At 40.2% G+C, this 23,713-nt stretch carries 23 protein-coding genes; 3 read left to right on the top strand and 20 right to left on the bottom strand.

Features of this window, described 5'->3' with window-relative positions; genetic code table 11:
• Nucleotides 1–71 precede the first annotated feature (71 nt).
• A complete protein-coding gene (locus tag AWM74_RS05590; protein WP_051218212.1) occupies nt 72–1,889 on the bottom strand; it encodes a glycoside hydrolase family 3 protein in 1,818 nt (605 codons plus the stop codon).
• 249 nt (nt 1,890–2,138) lie between these two features.
• Here AWM74_RS05590 and cbpA point away from each other — a divergent pair, with 249 nt between their 5' ends.
• Nucleotides 2,139–2,786, top strand: a complete 648-nt coding sequence (gene cbpA, locus AWM74_RS05585) for a cyclic di-AMP binding protein CbpA (RefSeq protein ID WP_026465836.1) — start codon at nt 2,139–2,141, stop codon at nt 2,784–2,786.
• A 98-nt stretch (nt 2,787–2,884) separates the two neighbouring features.
• Here the strand turns inward: cbpA and AWM74_RS05580 are convergent, their stop codons facing one another.
• From AWM74_RS05580 to AWM74_RS05525, 12 genes are all read right to left on the bottom strand, one after another.
• Complete coding sequence (locus tag AWM74_RS05580) at nt 2,885–3,490, bottom strand: MBL fold metallo-hydrolase (protein ID WP_026465837.1); 606 nt, start codon at nt 3,488–3,490, stop codon at nt 2,885–2,887.
• A gap of 84 nt (nt 3,491–3,574) precedes the next feature.
• Nucleotides 3,575–4,069: a QueT transporter family protein gene (locus AWM74_RS05575; RefSeq protein ID WP_016897820.1), complete on the bottom strand. Its 495-nt coding sequence runs from the start codon at nt 4,067–4,069 to the stop codon at nt 3,575–3,577.
• 205 nt (nt 4,070–4,274) lie between these two features.
• Nucleotides 4,275–4,982 carry a DUF2179 domain-containing protein gene (locus AWM74_RS05570; RefSeq protein ID WP_026465838.1) on the bottom strand — a complete coding sequence of 236 codons (708 nt, stop codon included), beginning with the start codon at nt 4,980–4,982 and terminating at the stop codon, nt 4,275–4,277.
• Between the two features lie 27 nt (nt 4,983–5,009).
• Nucleotides 5,010–5,675, bottom strand: a complete 666-nt coding sequence (locus AWM74_RS05565) for an ABC transporter permease (RefSeq protein WP_026465839.1) — start codon at nt 5,673–5,675, stop codon at nt 5,010–5,012.
• Nucleotides 5,675–6,658 (bottom strand): osmoprotectant ABC transporter substrate-binding protein, encoded by a 984-nt coding sequence (locus AWM74_RS05560; protein WP_026465840.1) that lies wholly within the window; start codon nt 6,656–6,658, stop codon nt 5,675–5,677. The genes AWM74_RS05565 and AWM74_RS05560 overlap by 1 nt, the downstream gene beginning before the upstream one ends.
• Nucleotides 6,642–7,292, bottom strand: a complete 651-nt coding sequence (locus AWM74_RS05555; RefSeq protein ID WP_026465841.1) for an ABC transporter permease — start codon at nt 7,290–7,292, stop codon at nt 6,642–6,644. The genes AWM74_RS05560 and AWM74_RS05555 overlap by 17 nt, the downstream gene beginning before the upstream one ends.
• On the bottom strand, nt 7,292–8,512 hold the full coding sequence (locus AWM74_RS05550; RefSeq protein WP_026465842.1) for an ABC transporter ATP-binding protein: 1,221 nt from the start codon (nt 8,510–8,512) through the stop codon (nt 7,292–7,294). The genes AWM74_RS05555 and AWM74_RS05550 overlap by 1 nt, the downstream gene beginning before the upstream one ends.
• A 303-nt stretch (nt 8,513–8,815) precedes the next feature.
• Nucleotides 8,816–9,172, bottom strand: a complete 357-nt coding sequence (gene acpS / locus AWM74_RS05545) for a holo-ACP synthase (protein WP_026465843.1) — start codon at nt 9,170–9,172, stop codon at nt 8,816–8,818.
• Nucleotides 9,173–9,439: 267 nt separating this feature from the next.
• On the bottom strand, nt 9,440–11,032 hold the full coding sequence (gene cshA, locus AWM74_RS05540) for a degradosome RNA helicase CshA (protein ID WP_081665645.1): 1,593 nt from the start codon (nt 11,030–11,032) through the stop codon (nt 9,440–9,442).
• 257 nt (nt 11,033–11,289) lie between these two features.
• A complete protein-coding gene (locus tag AWM74_RS05535; protein WP_026465844.1) occupies nt 11,290–12,693 on the bottom strand; it encodes a UDP-N-acetylmuramoyl-tripeptide--D-alanyl-D-alanine ligase in 1,404 nt (467 codons plus the stop codon).
• Nucleotides 12,694–12,819: 126 nt separating this feature from the next.
• On the bottom strand, nt 12,820–13,872 hold the full coding sequence (locus AWM74_RS05530; RefSeq protein ID WP_026465845.1) for a D-alanine--D-alanine ligase: 1,053 nt from the start codon (nt 13,870–13,872) through the stop codon (nt 12,820–12,822).
• A gap of 46 nt (nt 13,873–13,918) precedes the next feature.
• Complete coding sequence (locus AWM74_RS05525) at nt 13,919–14,635, bottom strand: hypothetical protein (RefSeq protein WP_236702861.1); 717 nt, start codon at nt 14,633–14,635, stop codon at nt 13,919–13,921.
• A 187-nt stretch (nt 14,636–14,822) separates the two neighbouring features.
• Here AWM74_RS05525 and AWM74_RS05520 point away from each other — a divergent pair, with 187 nt between their 5' ends.
• Complete coding sequence (locus AWM74_RS05520) at nt 14,823–15,527, top strand: SMI1/KNR4 family protein (protein ID WP_026465847.1); 705 nt, start codon at nt 14,823–14,825, stop codon at nt 15,525–15,527.
• Between the two features lie 69 nt (nt 15,528–15,596).
• On the opposite strand, the gene AWM74_RS05515 is transcribed toward AWM74_RS05520, so the two are convergent.
• From AWM74_RS05515 to cysK, 3 genes are all read right to left on the bottom strand, one after another.
• Nucleotides 15,597–16,301 carry a class A sortase gene (locus tag AWM74_RS05515; RefSeq protein WP_026465848.1) on the bottom strand — a complete coding sequence of 235 codons (705 nt, stop codon included), beginning with the start codon at nt 16,299–16,301 and terminating at the stop codon, nt 15,597–15,599.
• A gap of 552 nt (nt 16,302–16,853) precedes the next feature.
• Nucleotides 16,854–17,417, bottom strand: a complete 564-nt coding sequence (gene epsC / locus AWM74_RS05510; RefSeq protein ID WP_034258123.1) for a serine O-acetyltransferase EpsC — start codon at nt 17,415–17,417, stop codon at nt 16,854–16,856.
• Complete coding sequence (gene cysK, locus AWM74_RS05505; protein WP_016897834.1) at nt 17,407–18,327, bottom strand: cysteine synthase A; 921 nt, start codon at nt 18,325–18,327, stop codon at nt 17,407–17,409. Before cysK ends, epsC begins: the two co-directional genes overlap by 11 nt.
• Nucleotides 18,328–18,604: 277 nt before the next feature.
• On the opposite strand from cysK, the gene AWM74_RS05500 reads away from it, so the two are divergent.
• Nucleotides 18,605–19,069 (top strand): GNAT family N-acetyltransferase, encoded by a 465-nt coding sequence (locus tag AWM74_RS05500; RefSeq protein WP_026465850.1) that lies wholly within the window; start codon nt 18,605–18,607, stop codon nt 19,067–19,069.
• A 184-nt stretch (nt 19,070–19,253) separates the two neighbouring features.
• On the opposite strand, the gene AWM74_RS05495 is transcribed toward AWM74_RS05500, so the two are convergent.
• From AWM74_RS05495 to AWM74_RS05480, 4 genes are all read right to left on the bottom strand, one after another.
• Nucleotides 19,254–19,637 carry a RidA family protein gene (locus tag AWM74_RS05495; RefSeq protein ID WP_026465851.1) on the bottom strand — a complete coding sequence of 128 codons (384 nt, stop codon included), beginning with the start codon at nt 19,635–19,637 and terminating at the stop codon, nt 19,254–19,256.
• A gap of 220 nt (nt 19,638–19,857) precedes the next feature.
• Nucleotides 19,858–20,121 carry a type B 50S ribosomal protein L31 gene (locus AWM74_RS05490; RefSeq protein WP_026465852.1) on the bottom strand — a complete coding sequence of 88 codons (264 nt, stop codon included), beginning with the start codon at nt 20,119–20,121 and terminating at the stop codon, nt 19,858–19,860.
• Between the two features lie 476 nt (nt 20,122–20,597).
• On the bottom strand, nt 20,598–21,887 hold the full coding sequence (rho, locus tag AWM74_RS05485) for a transcription termination factor Rho (protein WP_026465853.1): 1,290 nt from the start codon (nt 21,885–21,887) through the stop codon (nt 20,598–20,600).
• A 216-nt stretch (nt 21,888–22,103) separates the two neighbouring features.
• Nucleotides 22,104–23,384 (bottom strand): UDP-N-acetylglucosamine 1-carboxyvinyltransferase, encoded by a 1,281-nt coding sequence (locus AWM74_RS05480; RefSeq protein ID WP_026465854.1) that lies wholly within the window; start codon nt 23,382–23,384, stop codon nt 22,104–22,106.
• Between the last annotated feature and the right edge of the window lie 329 nt (nt 23,385–23,713).

The following is a 23,713-nucleotide window of genomic DNA, read 5'->3' as shown; positions in this document are numbered from 1 at the left end:
CTAATTCTGTTTAATCAAAAAAGGCCCCACACGCAGGCAGGCCTTAAACATTTTAAAGATTTGTATGATTATTATTTAGTTTTAGCTGGGTTGATACGGTTTGCGTATACATCTGCAGCTGAGTAACGTGTATCGTCAAATCCTGTGTAAGAATCCACTGGGTCAACACCCTTGAATGCTTCAGGACCTTCCATCAATTTGTCTAACAAGATTTCTAAGTTGAATTCTTTATCATCGTAAGCATTGATGTAAGTTTGTACTTGAGGCACATCTGCCAATGCAAATGGATGGTTCACTGATACGTAAATTGTAGGAATTTCGTTTACGTAGAATGGAATATCCGGTGTACCTTTAGATGCTGGCCATGCAACACGTTGTACTGTACCTGCAGCAATCTTAGCTAAGTTAATTACTAAATCATATTGGTTTGTTAATTTAGCAATTGGTTGTTTTTGAGCATAAACGTTAGCAATCGCTGCTGCACGTTCAGCTTCTGGTAACTTCATGATACGTTCTTCTGTTGATTCCCAAACAGTTACGTTAAAGCCACGTTCTTCCATTTTAGCTTTCATAATGTCTACTGGAGATTCTTTAGAAGCAATCATCGCACCGAATCCACCTTTAACACCTTCGTTAAGTACTAATAATACAGACTTGTAGCGTTCAGGTGTTACAGGGAACACATCTGGTTGTTCATTTTTAACTAAAGTAATCGCTTGGTCAGCAACTTCGCGAGCCATTTCTTTATGTTCGTCAGTAGCAATCTTAGCTAACGCTTCTTCTTTAGGCGCTAAGATTTGAGTACGGTCAACTTTGTGTAAACCTAGTTTAGCACGTAAACCTAAAGTACGAGAAATCGCATCGTTTAGACGTTCGTCAGTGATCGTACCGTTTTCGTAACCAGCTTTCATCCATGCAAAGTCTTCATCTGGATCGTTGAAGAATAAGAACATGTCACAACCAGCAGCGATAGAAGTTGGTAGTGCATCTTCACGTTTTAATGCACTTGTAAATGCAACCATGTGTGAAGCATCTGTAATTACCGCACCGTTAAAGCCTAACTCACCTTTTAATAAGTCAGTTAATAACTCACGTGATAATGTAGCTGGTAAGTTTTTCTCAGATAATGAAGCAGATGGGTTTACTTTTTCTACATATGAAGGTAAACCAATGTGTCCAGCCATGATTGCTGGTAAACCTGCGTCGATTAATCCTTTGTAAACTTTACCAAATGATTCAAACCATTCTTCTAATGTTGAGTGGTTAGTCGCAAATGAAAAATGGTGGTCACGTTCGTCGTTACCATCACCTGGGAAGTGTTTAGCAGTCGCAAGGATACCTTCTTCTGAGATACCTTTTAAGTATGCTAATGAGTTTTCTAAAACTTTTTCTGTGTCGTTTGACCAAGTACGTACTGAGATAATTGGGTTTCTCCAGTTTTCAGTAATATCTACGATTGGTGCAAATGACATGTTACATCCGATTGCAGCAGCTTCAACACCAGCAATACGGCCCATTTCATAAGCGTATTTAGAGTCGTTAGTAGCAGCAATTTTCACTTCGTGACCGATATAAGTACCGTCGTTAGCAGCACCGTCACCACCAGCTTCAGTGTTCGCAGCGATTAATACTGGGTATTTAGAGTGGCCTTGTAATACTTTATTTTGTTCATAAACAACATCTGCTTTAGATTTGTTGTAACGTACACCTGAGATGTGATAAGTATCTAATACATCTTTTAAGTATTCAGGTTCAGTACTTGCACCCATATTAAAGAATAATTGACCAATTTTTTCGTCAATTGTCATATTTGCGATTGTATCTTCAACCCATTTGACACCTTCTGCGTCTAAATTATAGGGTTGTTTAGTTAAATCAACTTTAGCCATGTGAAATGTTCCCCTTTCAAGATGAGTAAACGCTTACTTAATACTTATAAACGTCTACAGATGTGTATTAACAAAATCATTATAACAAGAATTTCAATAAATGTAACCCCTTTAAAAGATTTTTTTCACTTTATTTTGGTTTTTGCGCATTTTTTGCAATATTCTAACCCTGCTATAATCTTTAGCATGATTTTGCCATTTTTATGATATAATGAGTTATGAATACAATGAAAGAGCGAGGTCATACATATGAACATCCGCGAGTTAAGTATTAAGCGTGAGGACGTTAAATATGTCACCGAGGCCAATACTTTACAAGAAGCCTTAGACATTATGAAAGAAAATAATTTCCGGTCCTTACCCATCTTAAGTCAGTCCGGAACGATGTATCGCGGAAACATTTACCGACAACACATTTATAAACGGCTATTAAATGGTGAGTCTTTAGATGTATCGGTTACCCATCACCTAAAAAATGCGACAAAATACATCTATAACAATTCAACCCTTTTCCAAACAATTTTTGCTATTCGAGATTTACCTTATATCAGTGTCTTGAATGAAGACCATACCTTCTATGGCATCCTAACCCACCGTGCGTTTGAACGTGGTTTATTCAAGGCATGGTCGCTAGATGAAGATGGTTTTGTTTTAACTATTCAAGCAAACCAGGAAGATCAAGGTGCACTAGCAGTGATATCACGAATTATCGGTCGTTTTGCATCTATCAACACGGTTGTCACAACCGTTGATCCTAAAACCGATCTATCCAATATCATCATTTCATTAAAAGGTGACTGTTCACATCAGTCACTTGAGAAAATTATCTCAAGAATTGAACGGAAGAATTATAAGATTCTTTCTGTTGGTAATACCAAATCAATCGCCTTAAGCTAAGGTGTACATTTAGACACAAGAAAACCTAGCCCTTTGACTACCGTAATGGCGTCATTGGACTAGGTTTTCTCTTTGCTTATATAATGATTATTTCTATTTTAAAGATTGTCTTGTAAAAATGGATTATTCGCCTTTTCCTGACCAATCGTTGTAATGCCACCATGCCCTGGTAAAACTTGGGTTTCATCCGGCAGGGTCAATAAATGACGCTTGATACCAGTAATTAATGTATCTTGGTCCCCGTGGTCTAAGTCGGTTCGACCAATGGTTCCTTTGAATAAGGTATCGCCCGCAACGACAAAGCCGTCTTCCTCAAAAATATATACAACGGATCCTGGGGAATGCCCTGGTACGTGTGCGGTTTTAAAAGTGAAGCCAGCCACGGAGTGTTGCCCCATTTTATCCCAATAATGGGTACGAGTTTTAGGAACTCTGGTTTGCTTGTCTTTCAACCAGTCGGCTTCAATAATGTGCTGCCAAACGTCGATGTTGTAGCGCTCACGGATGTCTTCTACGGCACCGATGTGGTCGAAATGGGCGTGGGTCAAGAGAATCGCTACTGGATTTAACTGGTTTTCTGCGATTAGTTGTTCAATTGTTTCTACTTGGTCACCAGGATCAATAATCAGCGTGTCCTTGTTGTCTTTGACGATAAAGTAAGGATGTTCTTGGACAGGCCCTACTGTTAATTGATATACATGCATGCGTTATCCCTCCACCTTTACTAGACGGTTATAATGTGTCTTTTCTCACATATTTTAGCAATCAACCATCTAAAGGACAAGCAATTAACCTTCCATCAATTTGCGGAAGTTTAGGCGTTTGTCTAAGTAGTAGAATAGTGGTGCGGTGATTCCCATGATGATGAGTTCACTTAAGAATGTAGTAAAGTAAGTCAACCAGAATGGGAGTTGGATGACCCAGAATAATTCTAGCGCGATGATGAATATCATGACTGAGAATACCAGACTGATGATAATCATGCGTTGTTTGATGTCTTTAGCGAATCTGAATAGGTACTCGGCCACTAAGAATGATAGCAATGTATGTAGTGTCCCAAATACGATATCGTAAATACCTAGAGATGCTGAGAACATCAGGTTAGATAGGAATACCCCCAGCACCACGCCCCATTTGTAGTCTTTGTGGAAAACGGCTAGGTGGTTCAATCCCTCTGATACGCGGAATTGTATGGCGCCGAATCCTACAGGTTGGACGAAATACATTAAAACGATGTAAATCGCGGTGATCATAGCTGAGTTCACCAATTTTCTTGTTTTCATAAAAATGCCTCCTAGTTTTTTTCTGTTGGATGGTTGCGAACAACAGTTATAAAAATACAGTAACTTTGACAATAATACAAGCTAAGATAGCAGGTATTTACGCCTATCGTTACAGTTTTATCACACCCTACTGAAGACATTAGTTTAGGTATCAAAAAAAGCAGTGACTGATTTTTGGTCAGTCGCTGCTTTTTTGATACGCTACTTATTCTTTATCTGAGTTTTTATCTGATTCTTGATTTAACTCTTGTTCAAATGAAGTGTCTTGTGTTTCTTGGTTGACCTCTTCTTCGAATAAATAACCTGTTTCTTCCACATACTCTTCTCTTGATTCTACTTCTTCAACCACAATATTATCGGTTTGTTGGTCTTTAACTTTTGATCGTTTAATTAGGCGTGGGTTCACACGTTTAGACCAGAAACCACCATGGATATATTTGGCATCATAAGATAGGTAGAATGCTTTGGGATCAATTTCATCGATTGTCCGGTGCAAGTATACTTCATTTGATCTTGGCGTTAGAATCGTTAAGATCAACCGGTCACCATCACGACCATAACCCACTTGAATGGTGACACCATAACCGCGTTCACGTAAAGCGTTAGCTAAGGTATGATCGTCATTTTGCACATAAACTTCGACAACTGAGTAACCCAAAGCGAGTTTGTTTTCAATTATCATCCCACAATAAATCCCAACTCCGAAACCTAAGGCATAGGCAATTAGGTAAATCGGATTAGATAAATATTGCATTACCATAGATAGCCCTAGAGTATAAATCGTCACCTCTACAACAGCTATTACCGGTGCAATTCTTTGGTAACCGCGTATGGCTAATAGGGTTCGTATGGTATTCAACATGATATATATCAAGTTGATGAGAAAGATTTGCAGTAATAAACTCCAATCCATTAACTCATCCTTTCATTTGTTGCTAGATTATTTGGTTGATGAAGGGTCTAGTCGTTTTTCAATTAGTCCTAACAACCAGTCAGCTAGGATTGACATGAGTGAAATTGGGATAACAGCTGCGATGATAATAGAAGTACCATTTGAAGCATTTACACCACGTTGCAATACGTCACCAAGTCCACCAGCACCAACGAAAGTACCGATTGTGGAAATCCCAATACCTGTAATAAAGGCATTACGAATACCACCCATGATCACTGAAAGTGCTAGTGGTAATTCCACTTTATAAATCACCTGCCAAGGGGTCATCCCCATCCCCTTACCAACATCTACCATTGTATCATCTACACTGATAACACCGGTATAAGTATTTCGTAGAATTGGTAAGATCGAATATAGGAAAATGGTAAAGACAACCAAGTTGGGGCCTAGTCCCATCACTAACATTACTACTGATAGTAACGCAAGGTTTGGTATGGTTTGAATAATGTTGGCTAAACCTAAGATAAAGCTAGATGTTTTACGCTTGTGTGCAATAAAGAAACCTAAGGGTACGGCCACAATAATCGCAAAGACTACCCCGTAAGAGGTCATCAATAGTTGGCGGAAGAATTGTGATAATAGGTACATCCCATTTTGCTGGAAATAATACCCAATCTGTTCAAGTAAATTCAATTGTGTAACGTCAACCATTATTCTTCACCTCCTAAATTATCTTGCGACACTGGTTCAATAAAGGGTTCTGCATCTTCGAAATAGTTATTTTCTTCTAAAAAGCGTTCTGCAACAACTTGTGGTTCCAGTAAGTATTGGTCACTTTGGAAGTTTAATTCTTGCATGGTTTCGTCAGAAATTGTACTAGCTAATTTAGCAAAAATGCCATCCAATTCAGGGTACTGTTCGCGTGCTTCATTTGTAACAACTGCAGCCCCATCATAAGGAGGGAAAAGTCGTTTATCATCTTCAAGTACAACCAAGTCCTCAGAAATGATACGTCCATCAGTTGAGTAACCTAGTACAACATCTACTTCACCAGATGATACGGCTGAATAAACCAACCCGATTGTCATTGGGTATAATTCTGGGAAATCAAAACCATAGATTTCTTTGAAAGCTTCATATCCATCACCTTCACGGTTTAACCAAGTATTATCTACACCAACTGAAAATTCGTCAGCGTATTCTTCTAAGTCAGATACTGTTTCTAAACCATATTTTTCTGCATCTTCACGGCGAACCATGAAGGCATAGGTATTTGCAAAGCCATAACCTGGAGTGTACCAATGCATATCATATTGCGAATCAAATTCTGAAATAACTGTTTCTAAGGCAACCTCAGGATCCGTTTCAGCTTCCATACCCAACTCACCTGTTAGTGAAGTCCCGGTATAGTTTACTGCTGATACGTTGGCATCCCCTGTTTCTAAGGCTTGGTGGTTCATGGATGATGAACCCAAGTTTGGAATAATGTTTGTTGGGGCATCCGTATAGTGATTGACCATACCTTCAACAATATGCCCTAAGATTAGTCGTTCAGTTGTGGATCCGGAAACAATGGAAATACCATTTTCAGATGAACCCCCTAATCCAGGTAATGAACAAGCTGTTAAAATAATTGTCGATAAGACAGCAATAATCGATGTCTTAAGATATTTCATTTTACGCAAGTGATTCATCTCCTTTCTTAGAAGAGGTTGTTGGTGTAACCCATTCCTCTATACGCGCCATCACTAAGTCAACAATGACCGCAAGGATGGTTACAGGGATCGTACCACCTAAAATTAAGTCTGGTCTAAATAGGTTCAATCCGTTAAAGATCATATCCCCTAGGCCGCCTCCACCGATATATGAGGCAAGTGTTGTCCAGGCTATTACATAGACTGTCGAAAGACGAATACCCGCCATAATAACTGGTACCGCAAGTGGTAGTTGTACTTGGCGAATAATTTGCATCCGTTTCAACCCCATCCCCTTAGCAGCATCAAGTAAATCTGGGTTTACGTTTGACATCCCTAAGTAAGTATTACGTAGAATCGGTAATAGCGAGTAGATAAATAAGGCGACAATTGCCGGCACCTTACCAACACCTAGGAAGGGAATCATTAAAGCTAAAAGTGCTAGCGTTGGAATTGTTTGTAAAACTGACACAATAGAAATCACTACATTGGCTACTTTTGGTACTTGTGAAAGGAAGATACCTAAAGGTACAGCCACAATAACACCTAGACCTAAGGAAATCAATGACATGTAAATATGCTCCCAAAGTAGGCGAATGACTTCACTACCTTGACTGGCAATAAACTCTTGCATTATTTATCAGCTCCTTCAGTAGTCGCATCAATTGGGTGAACTGCTGTTGTTTCTGCATTTTCAAATACGGGTTCATCAGTTAACTTGTCAATTTCTTCCTCGTCACCCCAAATTGAGTTGTAAACAAGGTTTACTAATGCTGAACGTGTAACCAGACCAGTTAAACGGCCTTCACGGTCAACCACTGGCATGTTAGGTATACGACCTTTTAGGATTTGTGTAGTGGTGTCTTGTACTAAAGCATCCTCAAATACTGGGCGAATTCTTGTGTGCATGACGTCTGCAACAGATAAACTTGAGTTCGCTGTACGTGAAGCCAAATCATTTAAGGTCAATATACCTTTTAGATGATGGTCATCATCGATTACAAATAGTGAATCGACATGGTTGTCACGCATGATTGTAATTGCCTTAGCTAAAGACATCCCTAAGGTGGCAGTTAATGGTGTGGTTAACATGATTTCTTTTACTGTAATGAAATCAGTTTGTGCTTGCATTAAGCGTTCTTCACCCAAGAAACCACGTACGTGTTCGTTAGCTGGATTACGTAAAATTTCATCTGGTGTATCATATTGGATTAAGTCACCCTCATGCCATACTGCAATACGGTCAGCTAAGTTTAAAGCTTCATCCATATCGTGCGTTACAAACACAAATGTTGAACCAAATTCAACTTGTAGTTCTTTTACTAATTCTTGTAAAGCATCACGGGTAATTGGGTCTAAGGCACCAAAAGGCTCATCCATTAAAACGATTTTTGGATTGGCTGCTAAAGCACGGATAACCCCGATACGTTGTTGTTGTCCACCTGATAACTCGCTTGGATAGCGGTCTAAGTATTCTACAGGTAATTCAACCCGGTTCATTAAACGTTCTGCGACATCTCTGTTTTTCTTCTCATCCCATTTTAGTAAGCGAGGTACTGTTACGATGTTGTCGTATACAGTCATATGTGGCATTAATCCTGTTTGTTGGATTACATAACCAATTCCGCGGCGTAATTCTACTGGATCTTTTGAAGTTGTTGCTTCGCCGTCGATCAGAATTTCCCCACCAGATGGATCGTGCATACGGTTAATCATCCGTAGCGCTGTTGTTTTACCAGAACCTGAAGTCCCAATGAAACATACAAACTCACCATCATCAATTGTCAAAGAGGCGTCTTTAACAGCGGTTGTGCCCCCTGGATATACCTTTTCGACATTCTTGAACTCTATCATTACTTAATCCTCCTAATTTTTGCCTTTTATAGAAAAAGTCTCTTATAACTCTATCAAAATTTGAAAAAATGACCAAATTTATAACGGTTCATTTAGCTAAAAAGGCGACAAATCCGATTTTTAAAGAAATTAACTTAGCAATTAACATTGTATAAGTTATAAGGAGTTGGTCGCCTTTTTTTATGGCTAAAATTTAAATTTTTGAAGATACAATAATTGTACAACTTAAATGTAAAACTGTGAAAACTGATAGCTACAAGATTTATATTATCAAAACTAGACTAGTTACTCTTAATTAAACTACTAGTCCTCAATAATAACCGTTGCAGTAGCATAATGGTCAGTGTGACTGATGGTAATATGTACCGGCGTATCTACTTTGTCACAAATAACGAGGGGTTTACGCTGGTCATTATTCACAATTTCAATATCTTGAAAATGCAGCTGGCTCGAAATACCAGTACCATATGCCTTGGCGAACGCTTCTTTTGCCGCCCACCGACCTGCTACAAATTCTACTCGCCGTTTCTCATTGAGAATATCTGTGTATGTACTCAACTCGTTTTCCGTTAGTAATTTCCCCACAAAACGAGAATTGTTGGCAATCGCCTCCTTAATACGCGCTGTTTCAACTAAATCTGTTCCTAAACCAATAATCATGGCGCCTCTTCCTATCATCAATTACGATATTATTTATATATATTTTAACGTATTTACTTCAAAACTGCACCTTTGTAATAAGCAAAAAACAGGCAAATGAAGTTATTTAACCTCACTTACCTGTTTGATTGGGTCGAAAGTCTATTAGGGTTTGGATGCTAGTCATTAAAACTTTGCACTATAAACTCTTAAACTTTGCACTATAATAGGGCATTAAAAGTCAGACTTGGCCGACACTTCACAAAATACTTTCAACACTTAGAGTGTTTATTCGGCTTTTGTTCCAGCGCGATACAAGTCTAAACGACTTTTGTCACACCTTACTAACGTAATTTTAAATTCTGCTGATTTACCATTAGATTGTTTGTTACCACCGTTTGATTTTTTACGGTCGTAGTTGTTACGGTTTTTGTCTTTAGCATTACCTTTGTAACCACCTTTACGGTCGCCTTTGTAGCCGCCACCTTTGCCGTTACGGTCACGGTTTCCACCACCATTGTTTTTGCGATTTGATGAATTACGGTGGAAGTTACGTTTGTTTCGGTTAGGCAATGGACGTTCCGGTGTGATTTCTACTTTTACAGAAGAAGGATCTTTCACTAATGAACGAACTAATGCTAAGGCAATTTCGTCTTCAGTATAGTTTTCTGATAAGTAAGTAATTGCCTCTTGATACATACCTGTATCTTCTACTTCAATTAACTCTTTAACGACTTTAACTACGTTAGACAATTGACCACTTAATGCTTCTTGTGTCGTAGGTGGACGTAGGGCAGACATTTGTTTCTTGGTTAAATCTTCAATCGTACGTAAGTAAGACATTTCGTTACTAGTAACAAATGTAACTGACATACCTTCTTTACCGGCACGACCTGTACGACCAATACGGTGAACGTATGATTCTGGGTCTTGTGGAATATCGAAGTTGTAAACGTGTGTTACACCTGAAATATCCAAACCACGTGCAGCAACGTCTGTCGCTACTAAGATATCTAATTTACCGTTTTTGAAGTTACGTAAAACCCCTAAACGTTTATCTTGACTTAAATCACCGTGGATACCTTCAGCTGAATAGCCACGTTCAATTAACCCACGTGCCACTTCGTCAACGCGACGTTTTGTACGGGCGAAAACGATTGACAATTCAGGATTTTGTACATCCATAAAACGTGTTAATAAGTCGAATTTTTCGTAGTCTTTACAACGTGAATAATATTGATCAATTAAGTCCGCAGTCATTTGTTTTGTTTTGACATGAACAGTTGCTGGGTCTTTCATGAAGTTATCCGCAATACGTTTGATTTCTTGCGGTACTGTTGCAGAGAAAAGTAGCGTTTGGCGTTCTGTTGGTAACTCACGAATAATTGATTCGATATCTTCAACAAAGCCCATTTTCAACATTTCGTCTGCTTCATCTAATACCAATGTTTCCACATTGTTTAATTTCAACACACCACGTTTGATAAGGTCTAAGATACGACCCGGTGTACCTATTACAACTGGTGGATTTTTCTTCAATAATTTGATTTGGTGTCCGATTGACGCACCACCGTATACAGTTGTTGTGTGGATTCCTTTAAATTTACCTAGGCGGTATAATTCTTCACCTGTTTGCACAGCTAATTCACGAGTTGGTTCAATAATTAGGGCTTGTACGCCACCAGTTTCATGAACTTTTTCTAATAATGGCAAACCAAAAGCAGCTGTTTTACCAGTACCTGTTTGAGCTTGTCCAAAGATGTCTTGTCCCCCAAGTGCCATCGGAATCGTTTGGGATTGGATAGGTGTTGCTTCCTCAAAACCCATTTCTTCGACTGCGCGAAGCAGTGGCTTTGATAGATTCATTTCATTAAATTTCATCTAGTCTCTCCTTTTTCTACTTGAGTGAACTATTTATCTCTGTGAAAAAGCTTTTCCACGTAACAAAAATAGCCGAGTATGCCAAATGCATCAGGCTCGACTATTTCCAACTGATATTGATTACTTTGGTAGCAGAATCTCCGCTACTCCTCTAAACATACTCAAGCTAGGTTAATATAGCACATATAAAGGCGAGGTACAAATGAAAAGCACAAATCTCACTAGAGTTTAATGTTAGTAGTGACGGGGTTTAAGGCCTAGGATGCTTCCGGTGAAGCGATTCTTAACGCTTCCACTACCTCAATTAAGCCCATCCCATTACTTGCCTTCACTAAGACCTTGTCCTCTGGTTGCAAAATGGCTTTAACTTCTTCAATCAAGGCTTCTTTGTCTGACTCAATATAGGTAATTAAATCTGGATGCATCCCCTTTTCAACCAAAGCATCTACTAGTGGTTGGATGCGCGGTCCATATAAAAAGACATGCTTGAAGGTATTCAAACCAATAACAGTAGCAATCTCTCTATGCAATTCATCAGAGAAAGCACCCAACTCTAACATGTCTCCTAAGACTAAAATCTTTTGAGACATACCTTTTGAAGCAATGGCTGAGAAGTTTCGGATGACAGCTTTCATAGCTGAAGGGCTGGCATTGTACGTATCATTCAAGATTTGCGTATCTAAAATTCCACGTTCCCATGAACCACGATCAGCCGTAATTGAAAACTCAGCTAAATTAGGACGGACTTGCTCCATTGATAAACCAAATGAGTAGGCAACCCCTAAGGCATATAAGGCGTTCTGTACGTTATAGCCACCTGATAAAGGAATTTCCATTTTTAATTCAGGTGACAAATTGGTATAGAAGGTCGATTGGAATTGGTCCATCATCACGTCAAAGGCGAAGATATCTTGATCATCATTTAAGCCAATTGTTAAAGTCGATTGCGGTAAATCGGTTGGCATTTGGTCGACAATTAAAGGCTCATCCCCCGGGTAAATAAAGGTCCCTTCTTCTTTCAAGCCATCTAAAATTTCCAACTTAGCCTTGGCGATATTTTCCCGTGACCCTAGGAATTCGATGTGGTTTTCCCCAATCATGGTAATGACCACAACATCCGGCTCCGCCAATTTACTCAAGAAGGAAATCTCACCAGCACCTGACATTCCCATTTCTAGGACAATGACGTCTGTATCTTCTGGCATATCTAGGATGGTTTTAGGTAAACCAATATCATTGTTGTAGTTACCGTTTGTCTTGTGGACTTTTAGAGCCGTCGATAGGGCTGCTGCTGTCATATCTTTGGTGGTTGTTTTCCCAGAAGAACCGGTAATGCCAACCACTTTTGGCTTGATCCATCCTAGGTAAGCCTTGGCAAGCGCCTGCATGGCAACCAGGGTATCTTCTACTTGAATAATTGGAAAACCAACAGGCGCTTCATTGGGGTCGTTGGACCATAGGGCCGCAACAGCCCCGTTTTCAATGGCTTTATCAATATAAGAATGGCCATCTGTCGCACCTTTCAATGGTACAAACAAAGCACCTGGGGTAATTAATCGTGAATCGAATTCGACTGAATCGATTTCTGTAAACCGAGCTGTTGATGTGAAATCAATTGCCTCAACGGCTTTTACGATATCTTTAATTTGTGTGGGTTTCATACTTGCCTCTCTAACTACTAAAGGTCGCTCATTCTTGCATCTAGCGCCTTAGCTGTAATCGCTTCTGTGATTTAGTGACTATTTAGACTACTTATTTAAGGTATCCTATCAGACTTGCTACAGTGACTAGAGTGACTGCTGAATACTTTGCTTCTTATTATAGCGACTTAACCCTAATTGAATCAATTCTTCTAATAAATCAGCATATGACTTGCCGCTCGCTTCCCATAAAGCTGGGTACATAGAAAATTGGGTGAATCCTGGTAAGGTGTTGACCTCGTTAATATAAATTTCCCCAGATTCAGTTAGGAAAAAGTCCGCTCGCGATAAACCCGAACCGTCTAGGGCTAAGTAAGCCTTACGTGCATAGTCTTGCAATTTCGCCACTGTTGGCTCGTCAATCGCTGCAGGAATGATCATCTCAGTGGTATTGTTCAAGTATTTCTCTTCATAGTTGTAGAAACCTTGCCCTTTTGCCAATTCACCAGGTAATGAAACGAAAACTTCGTCGTTCCCCAAGACTGCTAGTTCTACTTCACGCGGATTTTGCACGCTGGTTTCAACTAAAACACGGCGGTCGTATCGGAAGGCTAAGGTTAAGGCTGCTAATAATGAAGCATCATCAATTGCTTCAGATACCCCAACACTTGACCCCATATTGGCTGGTTTCACAAATACTGGGTAGGCCAGTTCATTGGTTACTTTTTCAATGGCCACTTCCTGGTCCTTCTCCCAATCATATGAAGTTAGCGCCACAAATGGCACTTGCGGTAAGCCCGCTTGGTTGAACAAGTGTTTTGAGACAATCTTATCCATACCAGCCGACGACGCTAAGACGCCTGCACCAACGTAAGCCACATTTAAACTTTCGAATAAACCTTGAATGGTCCCGTCTTCCCCGTTTGGTCCGTGTAGTGCTGGGAAAACGATTTGGTCAGTCCCTTCTCGCAAAACGTCAGTAGGCACTATCGCTTGGCCCACTTGGTCTAGCTGGAAGTTTGCTTGCGCATCTGGTTTTTCGGTCATGTTCGCACCTTTAAACCAGTGGCCTTGGCGGTCAATATATACCGGTGTTACGCTATGGCGATCGTATTGAATTTTTTGCATGATGGCAGTTGCGGTTAAGATAGAAATATCATGCTCCGCACTTTTTCCACCGAATAAAACGATAATTTCCATGAAAATTCCTCCGTCGATTGTCTGTCGTATTAAAATCTATCAGTTTTTAAGCTTGGAAGTCCCAAGTTTCGCTTGTTAAATCATAGGTGAGTCGGCCGAATAATAAATGCGAAGCCTTGTCTGTTTCAACAAAGCGTGGGTTATCTTCAGCGAGATATACGCGAAATTCACGTTTGTTGGCGCCGACATGCTCAGCACTTTCAAAGGTAATGACGATACCGTCGTGACTTAACCGTGCTAGATGACCCAAAATTGGCTTGGCCGGTATAGGGACTGGCTTGACTGTTTTTACTACCGTCTTCTTGCGGAATAAAAACATGGGCTTTCGCTCCTGTAAGTCTTCAGTCACTTTTTCAGCTAAGACGTAGCCTAGTTGTCTGAAGAAGTCGTGAATGTCACGGTAGTACATTTTAGTTGTTGGGTATGAATTGGGATAGGTTGAACCGAAAAAGGTAAATCGGTTACCCAACTTATAGAAAGTTGGCTGGTTCAACGGTGCATCCGTATGGCCTAAAAATAAAAGCTCCGCAATTTCCTGGTCAGATAGCTGCTGGAATAGGGATTCATATTTAAAATCAATCCATTTGGTTTGGGATTGGACTTCGTTAGCTTGGCCATCAATAAATTCTCTCACAGCCTCGTGTCCGCTCACTATGTGGAAACGGGTAAATTCATCAAAACGGCCTAAATGGTTTGGATTCTTGATTAGTAACAAGTTATTTGGTACTTTATTTACCGCACTTGTAAAATATTTCAAACCCACTCCTAATGATTGTACCTGATTCGAGATAGGGTTTGTAAAAATGTATATATAGTCATTTGTCACAGCTGTGCACCTCTTATTCCAGTAAATATTTTATCAAATTACGTTTCAAAACACTATCTTTCGTTAGATAAAAGCTTTAAAATACCAATGATTGATAGTCAAATCTTTAAGGAGGCTTTTCAACATGCACTTGATTGCATCTCCATTGCAAAAACAATTTTACACTTATTTACCTAAATCACCAATATATAAACGGTATTCTGTCGCAGATTTACCAATTTCTTATCATAATCTGGTCAACCAACAAAATGGTGGTTATACCTCACACAGTTACGTGGCGAGCAAACGCCCAAGTCGAGACGCTCTTACCGCCGTCTACATCCCTTATATCGCCGGCATGTACGAACAAAAACCAGGCGCCGATTACCACATCCCGTCCATCACTAGGCAAAAGAACTTCGTCCACCGACCTAACATTCCAGATACAGGGATTATCTTTTACGAAGACCACGACCGCGTCGCCTATTTCGACTTTAGTCAAGTAAGCGATAAAGGCGAACCAGCCGTAGCCTATATGGATGTTGGCTTAGGCCAAGTCAGCATTTTAGCGCCCGACTTTGCTAGCTTTTTAGACCTATTCGAACACCGATTTTTAGGACTACCAGCACCAACATTAGTCTCCTATCACCGGGTGAATGTGGCCATCTTACAAGCCAATTCTTTCCAAGAAATCGCTGACCTACTTGCGGACTACGGCCCACTTTTAGGGCAAAAATGGCAAAATGACTGGCAAGACTTGCTGGCTCATTTCGATACAAAACCCTTCGACCAATTCCAAGCAGCCTTGAACACTTACAGCCAAGGCCACAAATCAATTTTATCCTTATAGGATGTTATTCAAAAACGGCTAACCCTTTCAAATGGGCTAGCCGTTTCTTGTCTCTATTATTTTAATACACTACTGAAATAATGCTTGCACTTCAGCAGGCGCCTCACCGAAAGCCACTGTTTCGGTTAAATTCCCTTGCGCAATCCACCGTTGGGTCAAATCAGCTGTACACGTCATCAAGGTAATAATAGGATTACCCGTCAATTCTTGCGAAATATACTGCACTTGATCAGGATTCACTGCTTCAACGAAGAAAGTTTCATATACGTAAACGTTGGTCAAATCTGTCAGGTAAATTTTATCCCCAACCGTCACTGAATCCGAAATGTTATTCAGTAAGATATCTGTCCCGTAGCCGATATGGTGGCTAGCTAAAGTATAATTCCCTTGGCCCATGACTTGGTCTGGGAACATAGTCCCTGCACCCGACACCATGGCTACATCAGACATGCCTTTAATGACCGCGGTATTTAAATTGGCATCCGGAATAGCTACTGCCCCCAGGACATCCAAGTCTGCTTCGCCCGATTCAATGTCCGTCCGCACTTGGTTGACTTCTGTTGCCGACACATTGCGAACCTCATTGAAATCAAACTGGCCATTTGACTGGTCCGACGCATTTTCTTGTAGCTCTTCAGCCGTATAATTTGCTACCGCCACATCTTGCTGGTTTAAATACACCTGTACCACTGGCCAAGCCTGGTTGATCATAATGACTATCCCAATTACCAATAATATCAGTCCTAAAACCCGACGAAAGCCCACTCTTCTCATCACTAGACACCTACTTCCAATTCGCATTATTTTCAAGGCTCATTATGACACATTTTCCAACCATCCGCTATCTAGACCTTTGTAACAAATTCAATCCACAGACAAGTTTTTGACTTTCCACCAACTTATTCACACCATTTGAAAAATAACAGCCTTATTTATCAAGTTTTCAACCGTTTTTACACAAGTTTCCCACAACCTGTTGATAAGCATCCGGATATTTATACAGATTTTACACAAGAATACCCCCATTTACCCACATACTTATCCACAAATCCACAGACTCATACACAAAACGAAGACAAAAAAGGACACTTTTGCCTTAAAAAGTGTCCTTTTCCCTATTTTACTGTGGATGAAGGCGGTTTTAGCCACACATATCCACTGAATGATGAAACTTATCCCCATTTCAAGCATACCTGTAATATCGGATGCCAAAAGTCAGAAGTCAGAATTATCCGACACTTCCAAAAATACTCCGATTACTTGCAATAATTGTTCGGCTTTTGGTCTAGCACTTCAATTCTTAGTGACTTTTGTCACACCTCTATCTTATATACTATATTCACCTATTCGGTTCCAATTCTTGTCATGTAAAATAATGCGGGCAGGCACCCCAACGGCCGTCGCATAGGGTGGCACATCATGAATCACAACAGCATTGGCCCCAACTTTGGCATGGTGGCCAACTGTGACATTACCTAAAACGGTAGCGTTAGCCCCTACTTCAGCGTCATGTTGGATAGTCGGATGACGTTTTGCTCCCTTGTCATTACCAGTCCCGCCTAAAGTGACCCCGTGATACAACTTGACTCGGTCGCCAACAATAGCCGTTTCCCCAATGACAACACCCATGCCGTGGTCGATAAAGACATTTTTCCCAATTTGGGCCCCAGGATGGATTTCAATGCCTGTATCCTTGCGGGTCGCTTCTGCCATTTTCCGGGCGCCATAATAGTCTTCTTGTAAATAGAGTTCTCGCTCTGCGATATGGCGGACCACTGCTTGGAAACCTGGATATAGAAAGACTTCTTCTAAGGAATGGGGCGCTGGATCATGGTCATAGATATATTGGGCGAAGTCACGGTGCGCTTCATTTAATTCATCACTCAGCATGCCCATCACCGAATTGACCGGTTGATAGGTAACGTTCACCTGAATCTGGGAATACGGTCACAACAACCTTGCCTTTACCTAATTCTTTAGCGAGTTCTTTAGCCGCTACGTAGTTGGCACCTGAAGAGAAACCAGCGAAAATCCCTTGAGAAGTCGCCAATTCTTTGGCTGCCGCAATCGCATCTTCATTTGAAACAATCGCTACTTTGTCTAAAACAGATTGGTCTAAGACTTTAGGAATAAAGTTGGCACCTAACCCTTGAATCTTATGAGGACCTGCTTTACCTTCAGTTAATAGCGGTGAATCACTTGGCTCACCACCCCAAATAACAGTAGCTGGATTTTTCTCTTTTAAGACATGACCAGCACCTGAAACCGTACCACCAGTACCGATACCAGCCACAAAGCCGTCAACATTCGGTAAGTCAGCTAAGATTTCTTTGGCAGTTGTTTCCTCGTGGGCAGTCACATTGGCCCCGTTTGTAAATTGACCAAATACCACACCATTACGTTCAGCCGCAATCTTTTCAGCCGTTTCACCAGCCAATGACATACCACCTGATTTATCTGTCAAAATCAGTTCCGCACCGTAAGCTTGGATCAATTGACGACGCTCGATACTCATTGATTCTGGCATCACGATCACGACATTGATGCCTAAGGCAGCACCAACCATAGCTAACCCAACACCCGTATTACCAGAAGTCGACTCAACAATCGTTCCGCCAACGGCTACTTTACCTGAATCCAACAAGTCTTGGACAATGTATTTTACTGGACGGTCTTTTACCGAACCTGATGGATTATTTTTCTCTAATTTGACATAGATATCCGCAGAATCTGCATCTAAACCATTAATTTTGACCAAAGGTGTATAACCAATCGCGTCTACAATATTTTCAAATAACATAAAATCCCTCCATATATAAGCTATCATCATTTTTTGACTACTTGCTTTCACGCTATACTTTTCTGAATTTCTCAAGAGTTTTCTAACTGAAAGACAAGTCAACTATCTACTCGAATAGTACCCTTTTCATTGCACATAAGCAATTGCTTTGCTCAATTTTTGATGATGAATAATTGAAGGGTTTTGATTGTTTTTACCTATCAAAAATACGCATATTCTTTTTGAATACAACTCAAAAAAGTGTATGATAAAATTACAAAATACATTGGAGGTATATATGGACATTCGATTCGCACAAAACCAAGATATTACAGACATTTTAAACTTACTAGAACAAGTCAACTTAATCCACCACCAAGCTCGGCCGGACATTCTAAAAGAAGGCACTAAGTATACCTATGATGAAGTTGCAACAATCATTGAAAACCCACAACGACCAATTCTAGTCGCTGTAGAAGACAACCGTGTACTTGGCTATATGTTTGGAGTTTTCCAAGAAACAGAAGAAGACAATATTTTAGTGGCTGAAAAATCTTTATACATCGATGATATCTGTATTGACCAAGATGCCCGAGGTAAACACGTCGGCCAAAAACTTTACCAAGCCACAAAGGAACTAGCTGCTGACACCGGATGCCGCCGTATTACCTTAAACGTTTGGGCCTTCAACGAGTCAGCCAAATCCTTCTATGAAAAAATGGGTATGCAAACCTTTAAAACAACACTCGAAGATATTTTATAAACAAGATTCACGACCCGTCTATTCAAAAAGGCAGGTCGTTTTCTATTAGAATACTAACAAAATAAAAAAAACGCGTTGATGAGATCGTTCACCAACACGCATAAAAGCTATTCAATATTTTCTTTTTTTATACTTCCGCTTGGAAAGCTACTCTTTTCAAATCTTATATTTTATTTTTCAGTCATTAACCTTCTACAGCAACTGCTTCAATTTCTACTAGTGCCCCTTTAGGAACTGCCGCAACTTCAAAAGCTGCACGAGCAGGCGTTACACCTGTAAAGAATTCAGCATAGACTTCATTCATAGCCGCAAAATCATCAATATTATCCAATAAAACGGTTGTCTTTACTACATTAGACATATCCAATCCCGCTTCCGCTAAAATAGCTTGAATATTGGTTAATGATTGACGGGTTTGGCCTTGAATATCAGTAGTCGCAAATTCACCCGTTGCTGGATCAATTGGTAATTGTCCAGACACATAAACAGTACCATTCACACTAATGGCTTGAGAATATGGCCCTAGAGCTGCTGGTGCCTTTTCAGTTGCAATCGCTTTTTTTGTCATATATAACATCTCCTCTAATTGTTTTTTAATATTCTATATCTATTATTTACTAAATTAGGGGAATTGTCGATGGTTAAATTAACATAAAGCATTCCCTATCCACCTTTTAGGGTTATCATCATTATAAACATTAGATATATGAAGCCCTAGATTTAAATACATAAAAAAAAAGGATATCCAACATGGATACCCTTGAAAACTGATAAATTCAGTCTTTTTATTATTCTGCAGCGTTTTCGTCTTTGAGACCGTATTTTTTGTTGAAACGGTCCACACGTCCATCGGCTTGTGTGAATTTTTGACGTCCAGTGTAGAATGGATGTGAGTCTGATGAAGTCTCAACACGGATTAATGGGTAAGTGTTGCCATCTTCCCACTCAACTGTTTCAGCAGAATTAACTGTTGAACCAGATAAGAATTTGTATCCTGTACTTGTATCCATAAATACTACTGGATGGTAATCTGGATGAATTTCTTGTTTCATTTGTACATACTCTCCTTTTCGCCCTGAACTTCTGCAGCCCAGAGATTATTTTTAACATAACACGAGTAGTCTATCATAATGCACTATCACTTTCAAGTAGAATTTTATCACTTCCCTTAAAATTCCAGCTAGTGATAAGGTCATTATTGAGGTGCGGCAAAAGTCGTTCAGAGGTGAACGTTGAAACAAAATGCTCCAATATCTATCAAATATTGGAGCATTTTGTGAAACGCAGTCACTTCTGACTTTTGGAGCCAGATATCATAACCAACCTTAACCGGTCCCATCGCAAGTTGAGCTCTGCAAGGCAGACAGGTCCTGCTTCACAATAGCTTTACCTGCCTGAACGCCTTGTCTCGCATCCTATTTCTTAGGAAACGATAGGAATAGTGAAGTCCGAAGGCCTTATGTCTAAGGACTGAAGTTCTAATATCTTTTTCTTGGAATTTAAGTTCTAAGGATTATTAGAAATCAGCCTATTTACCTTTTTTCCCCTTATCTAAAAAGGTACCAAGTCGGTCAATGAACTGGTCATTAGTTTCAGTTTTCTTCATTTCCTTCAGCATTTCATTGGTATAAACCAACATATCACCCTTCATCGTCTGGCGCAATTTCCATAAAACTTTCAAGGTTGCTTCATCATGCAACAACTCTTCCTTACGTGTAGACGAACGACGAATATCAATCGCTGGGAATACACGAGACTCTGCCAAGTCACGAGATAAGTGAATCTCAGCGTTACCAGTCCCTTTGAACTCCTCGTAAATCATATCATCCATACGAGAACCCGTATCTACTAAAGCAGTCGCTAAAATAGTCAAGGAGCCCCCATCTTCTATATTACGGGCTGATCCAAAGAATTTCTTTGGCTTATAGAATGCAGCTGGATCGATACCACCAGATAGCGTCCGGCCACTCGGCTTCTCAACCAAGTTGTAAGCACGGGCTAAACGCGTAATCGAATCCATCAAGATAACGACATCACGTTTATCTTCCACCAAACGGCGAGCGCGTTCTAAAACCAATTCCGCAATCCGGACGTGGTTTTCAGGTCGTTGATCGAAAGTAGAAGAAACCACTTCCCCATCAATCGACCGCTCTAAATCCGTCACCTCTTCAGGACGCTCATCAATTAACAGCATAATCAACTCAACCTCCGGATTATTAGCTGTAATCCCGTTGGCGATTTCCTTCATCAAGACCGTCTTACCAGCCTTAGGAGGTGCCACAATCAAACCACGTTGACCGTAACCAACAGGCGAAATCAAATCAATCATCCGCGCAGACAAACGTCCAGGTGTCGACTCCAACCGTAATTGCTCATCCGGATAAACAGGTGTCAAGGCTGGGAAATGCGCCCGTTCCTTCGCCTCATCCGGGTCCTTACCATTCACCGCATACACATGCATCAAACCCAAATACCGCTCAGAAGCCTTAGGCGGACGAGCTGTACCCGACACTAAATCCCCATTCCGCAAACCAAACCGGCGAATCTGAGAATTCGAAATATAAATATCCTCCTGACTAGGCGAATAATTAATCGACCGCAAGAAACCAAAATCAGACCCTGTAATATCAAGCACACCCTCGACATTCATAAAGCCCTGACTCACCTCTTGCGCCCGCAAGACAGCCATAATCAGCTCTTTCTTATTCATTTGACTATAATAAGGGACCTTATACGCCTTCGCATATTGGTAAATCTCCTTCAAAGTCATAGCTTGCAAACTATGCAACTTCACGTGTTCTTGCTCATTATCTGACATAAAAAAACCTTCATTTCTATCAATACTTAGTTACTTTCTGGAAAAGGACGACCGCCTAGAAGCTGAGTGCAAAAAGATGTCGTTAGCTATTATGAAGCCAGGAACTCTTTGGGTCTAAGAAGTGTTAAGAGAGGACTTGGTTGTTGTTTGGGTAAAAATGCAAAGGACTGCGACACCCTTGCCACAGCCCTAACATGTATCACTACAGCGACAACATTAGTTTACTGTAGAATAATCGTATTGTACCAATTGAATATCAGCACCTAAAGCTGACAATTTTTCATCGATATGGTCATAACCACGTAAAATATTACCGGCACCATATAATTCAGTTTCACCTTCAGCCATTAACGCAGCAATCACTAGACCAGCACCAGCACGTAAGTCTGAAGCCGTCACAGTTGCACCTGTTAATCGGTTAGGGCCATTGTAAGTAATCTGGTCATTGTGTTCTTCAATATTTGCACCCATACGCACTAACTCAGGTACATGTTTCACACGTTTTGGATAAATAGTATCCACTAATTTACCGTTACCATTCGCTGTTAATAATAATGGCGTAATAGGTTGTTGTAAGTCAGTTGCAAAACCTGGGTATGGCGCTGTTTTAATATCTACAGCTTTTAATTGACCGTCATTTGGATGAATGTAGATAGCATCATCGCTGATGTCCATTTTGACTCCCATCTCACGTAATTTCGCTAGGAAGCTTTCAATATGTTCAGCAATTACATTGTTGACAGTAACCCCTTGGCCAACTGCCGCAGCAGCTGCAATATAAGTACCGGCTTCGATACGGTCAGGAATTTGTTGGTGAGAAGCACCGTGCATCTCGTCCACACCTTCGATACGGATAGTAGAAGTACCCACACCTTTAATCTTAGCACCCATTTTGTTTAAAAGCATTGCAATATCAATGATTTCAGGTTCGCGGGCTGCATTTTCAATGACAGTTGTCCCTTTAGCGCGAGAAGCTGCCAACATAATGTTGATTGTTGCACCAACGCTGACAACATCTAGGTAAATTTCAGTACCTGTTAGGCCGTTACCGTTAGTTGTTAAATGCATAGCACCTAATTCATTGCTTACTTCAGCACCTAAAGCTTCAAAACCTTTTAAGTGTAAATCCATTGGACGAGGACCCAAGTTACAACCACCTGGTAAACCAACAACACCCTCACCGTATTTACCTAATAAGGCACCCATGAAGTAGTAAGATGCGCGCAAGCTTTGGATCTTACCATCAGGCATTGGGATATTTTCCATGTTCGTTGGGTCAATACGCAACACGTGCTCATTGAAATCAACGTCTACATTAAAGTCTTTCAAAATTTCAATTAAAGCAAACACGTCGTCAATTTCCGGTACGCCCTCAATTACCACCGGTGAATCCGCCATAATCGCTGCAGGAATTAGCGCTACTGCACTATTCTTCGCTCCAGAAACTGTAATCTCACCCTTTAACGGATTACCACCCTTGATGATAAATTTTTCCATTATAAAACCCCTCACTCATCGTTTTCATTTTCGTTTTATTTACGCTATTTTTTCATTCTGTTAATTTCATAGTTTAGCTCTTGTTTGTTCATTAATTACCTATATTCGTCACACATGCTATTTTTGCATACTTTTCCGATTTTATGATAGATAATGCACGATTGATTATACCTAATTCTCTATGATATAACTACCATCCCCACCAATTTTAATGGTTTTTTTAACTTCTATGTAAAATTTGACATATATACAATCAGTTGTGGGAGCCATTTAATTTATTATAACCCATGAATCAACCCTTATTCATTCGAAAGGTTTAAACATCTTGC

It is taken from the genome of Aerococcus urinaeequi (genome assembly GCF_001543205.1).
GTDB lineage: Bacteria > Bacillota > Bacilli > Lactobacillales > Aerococcaceae > Aerococcus > Aerococcus urinaeequi.
Note: the sequence above shows the minus strand (reverse complement) of the source record. Positions and strands in the feature narration are given on the sequence as shown.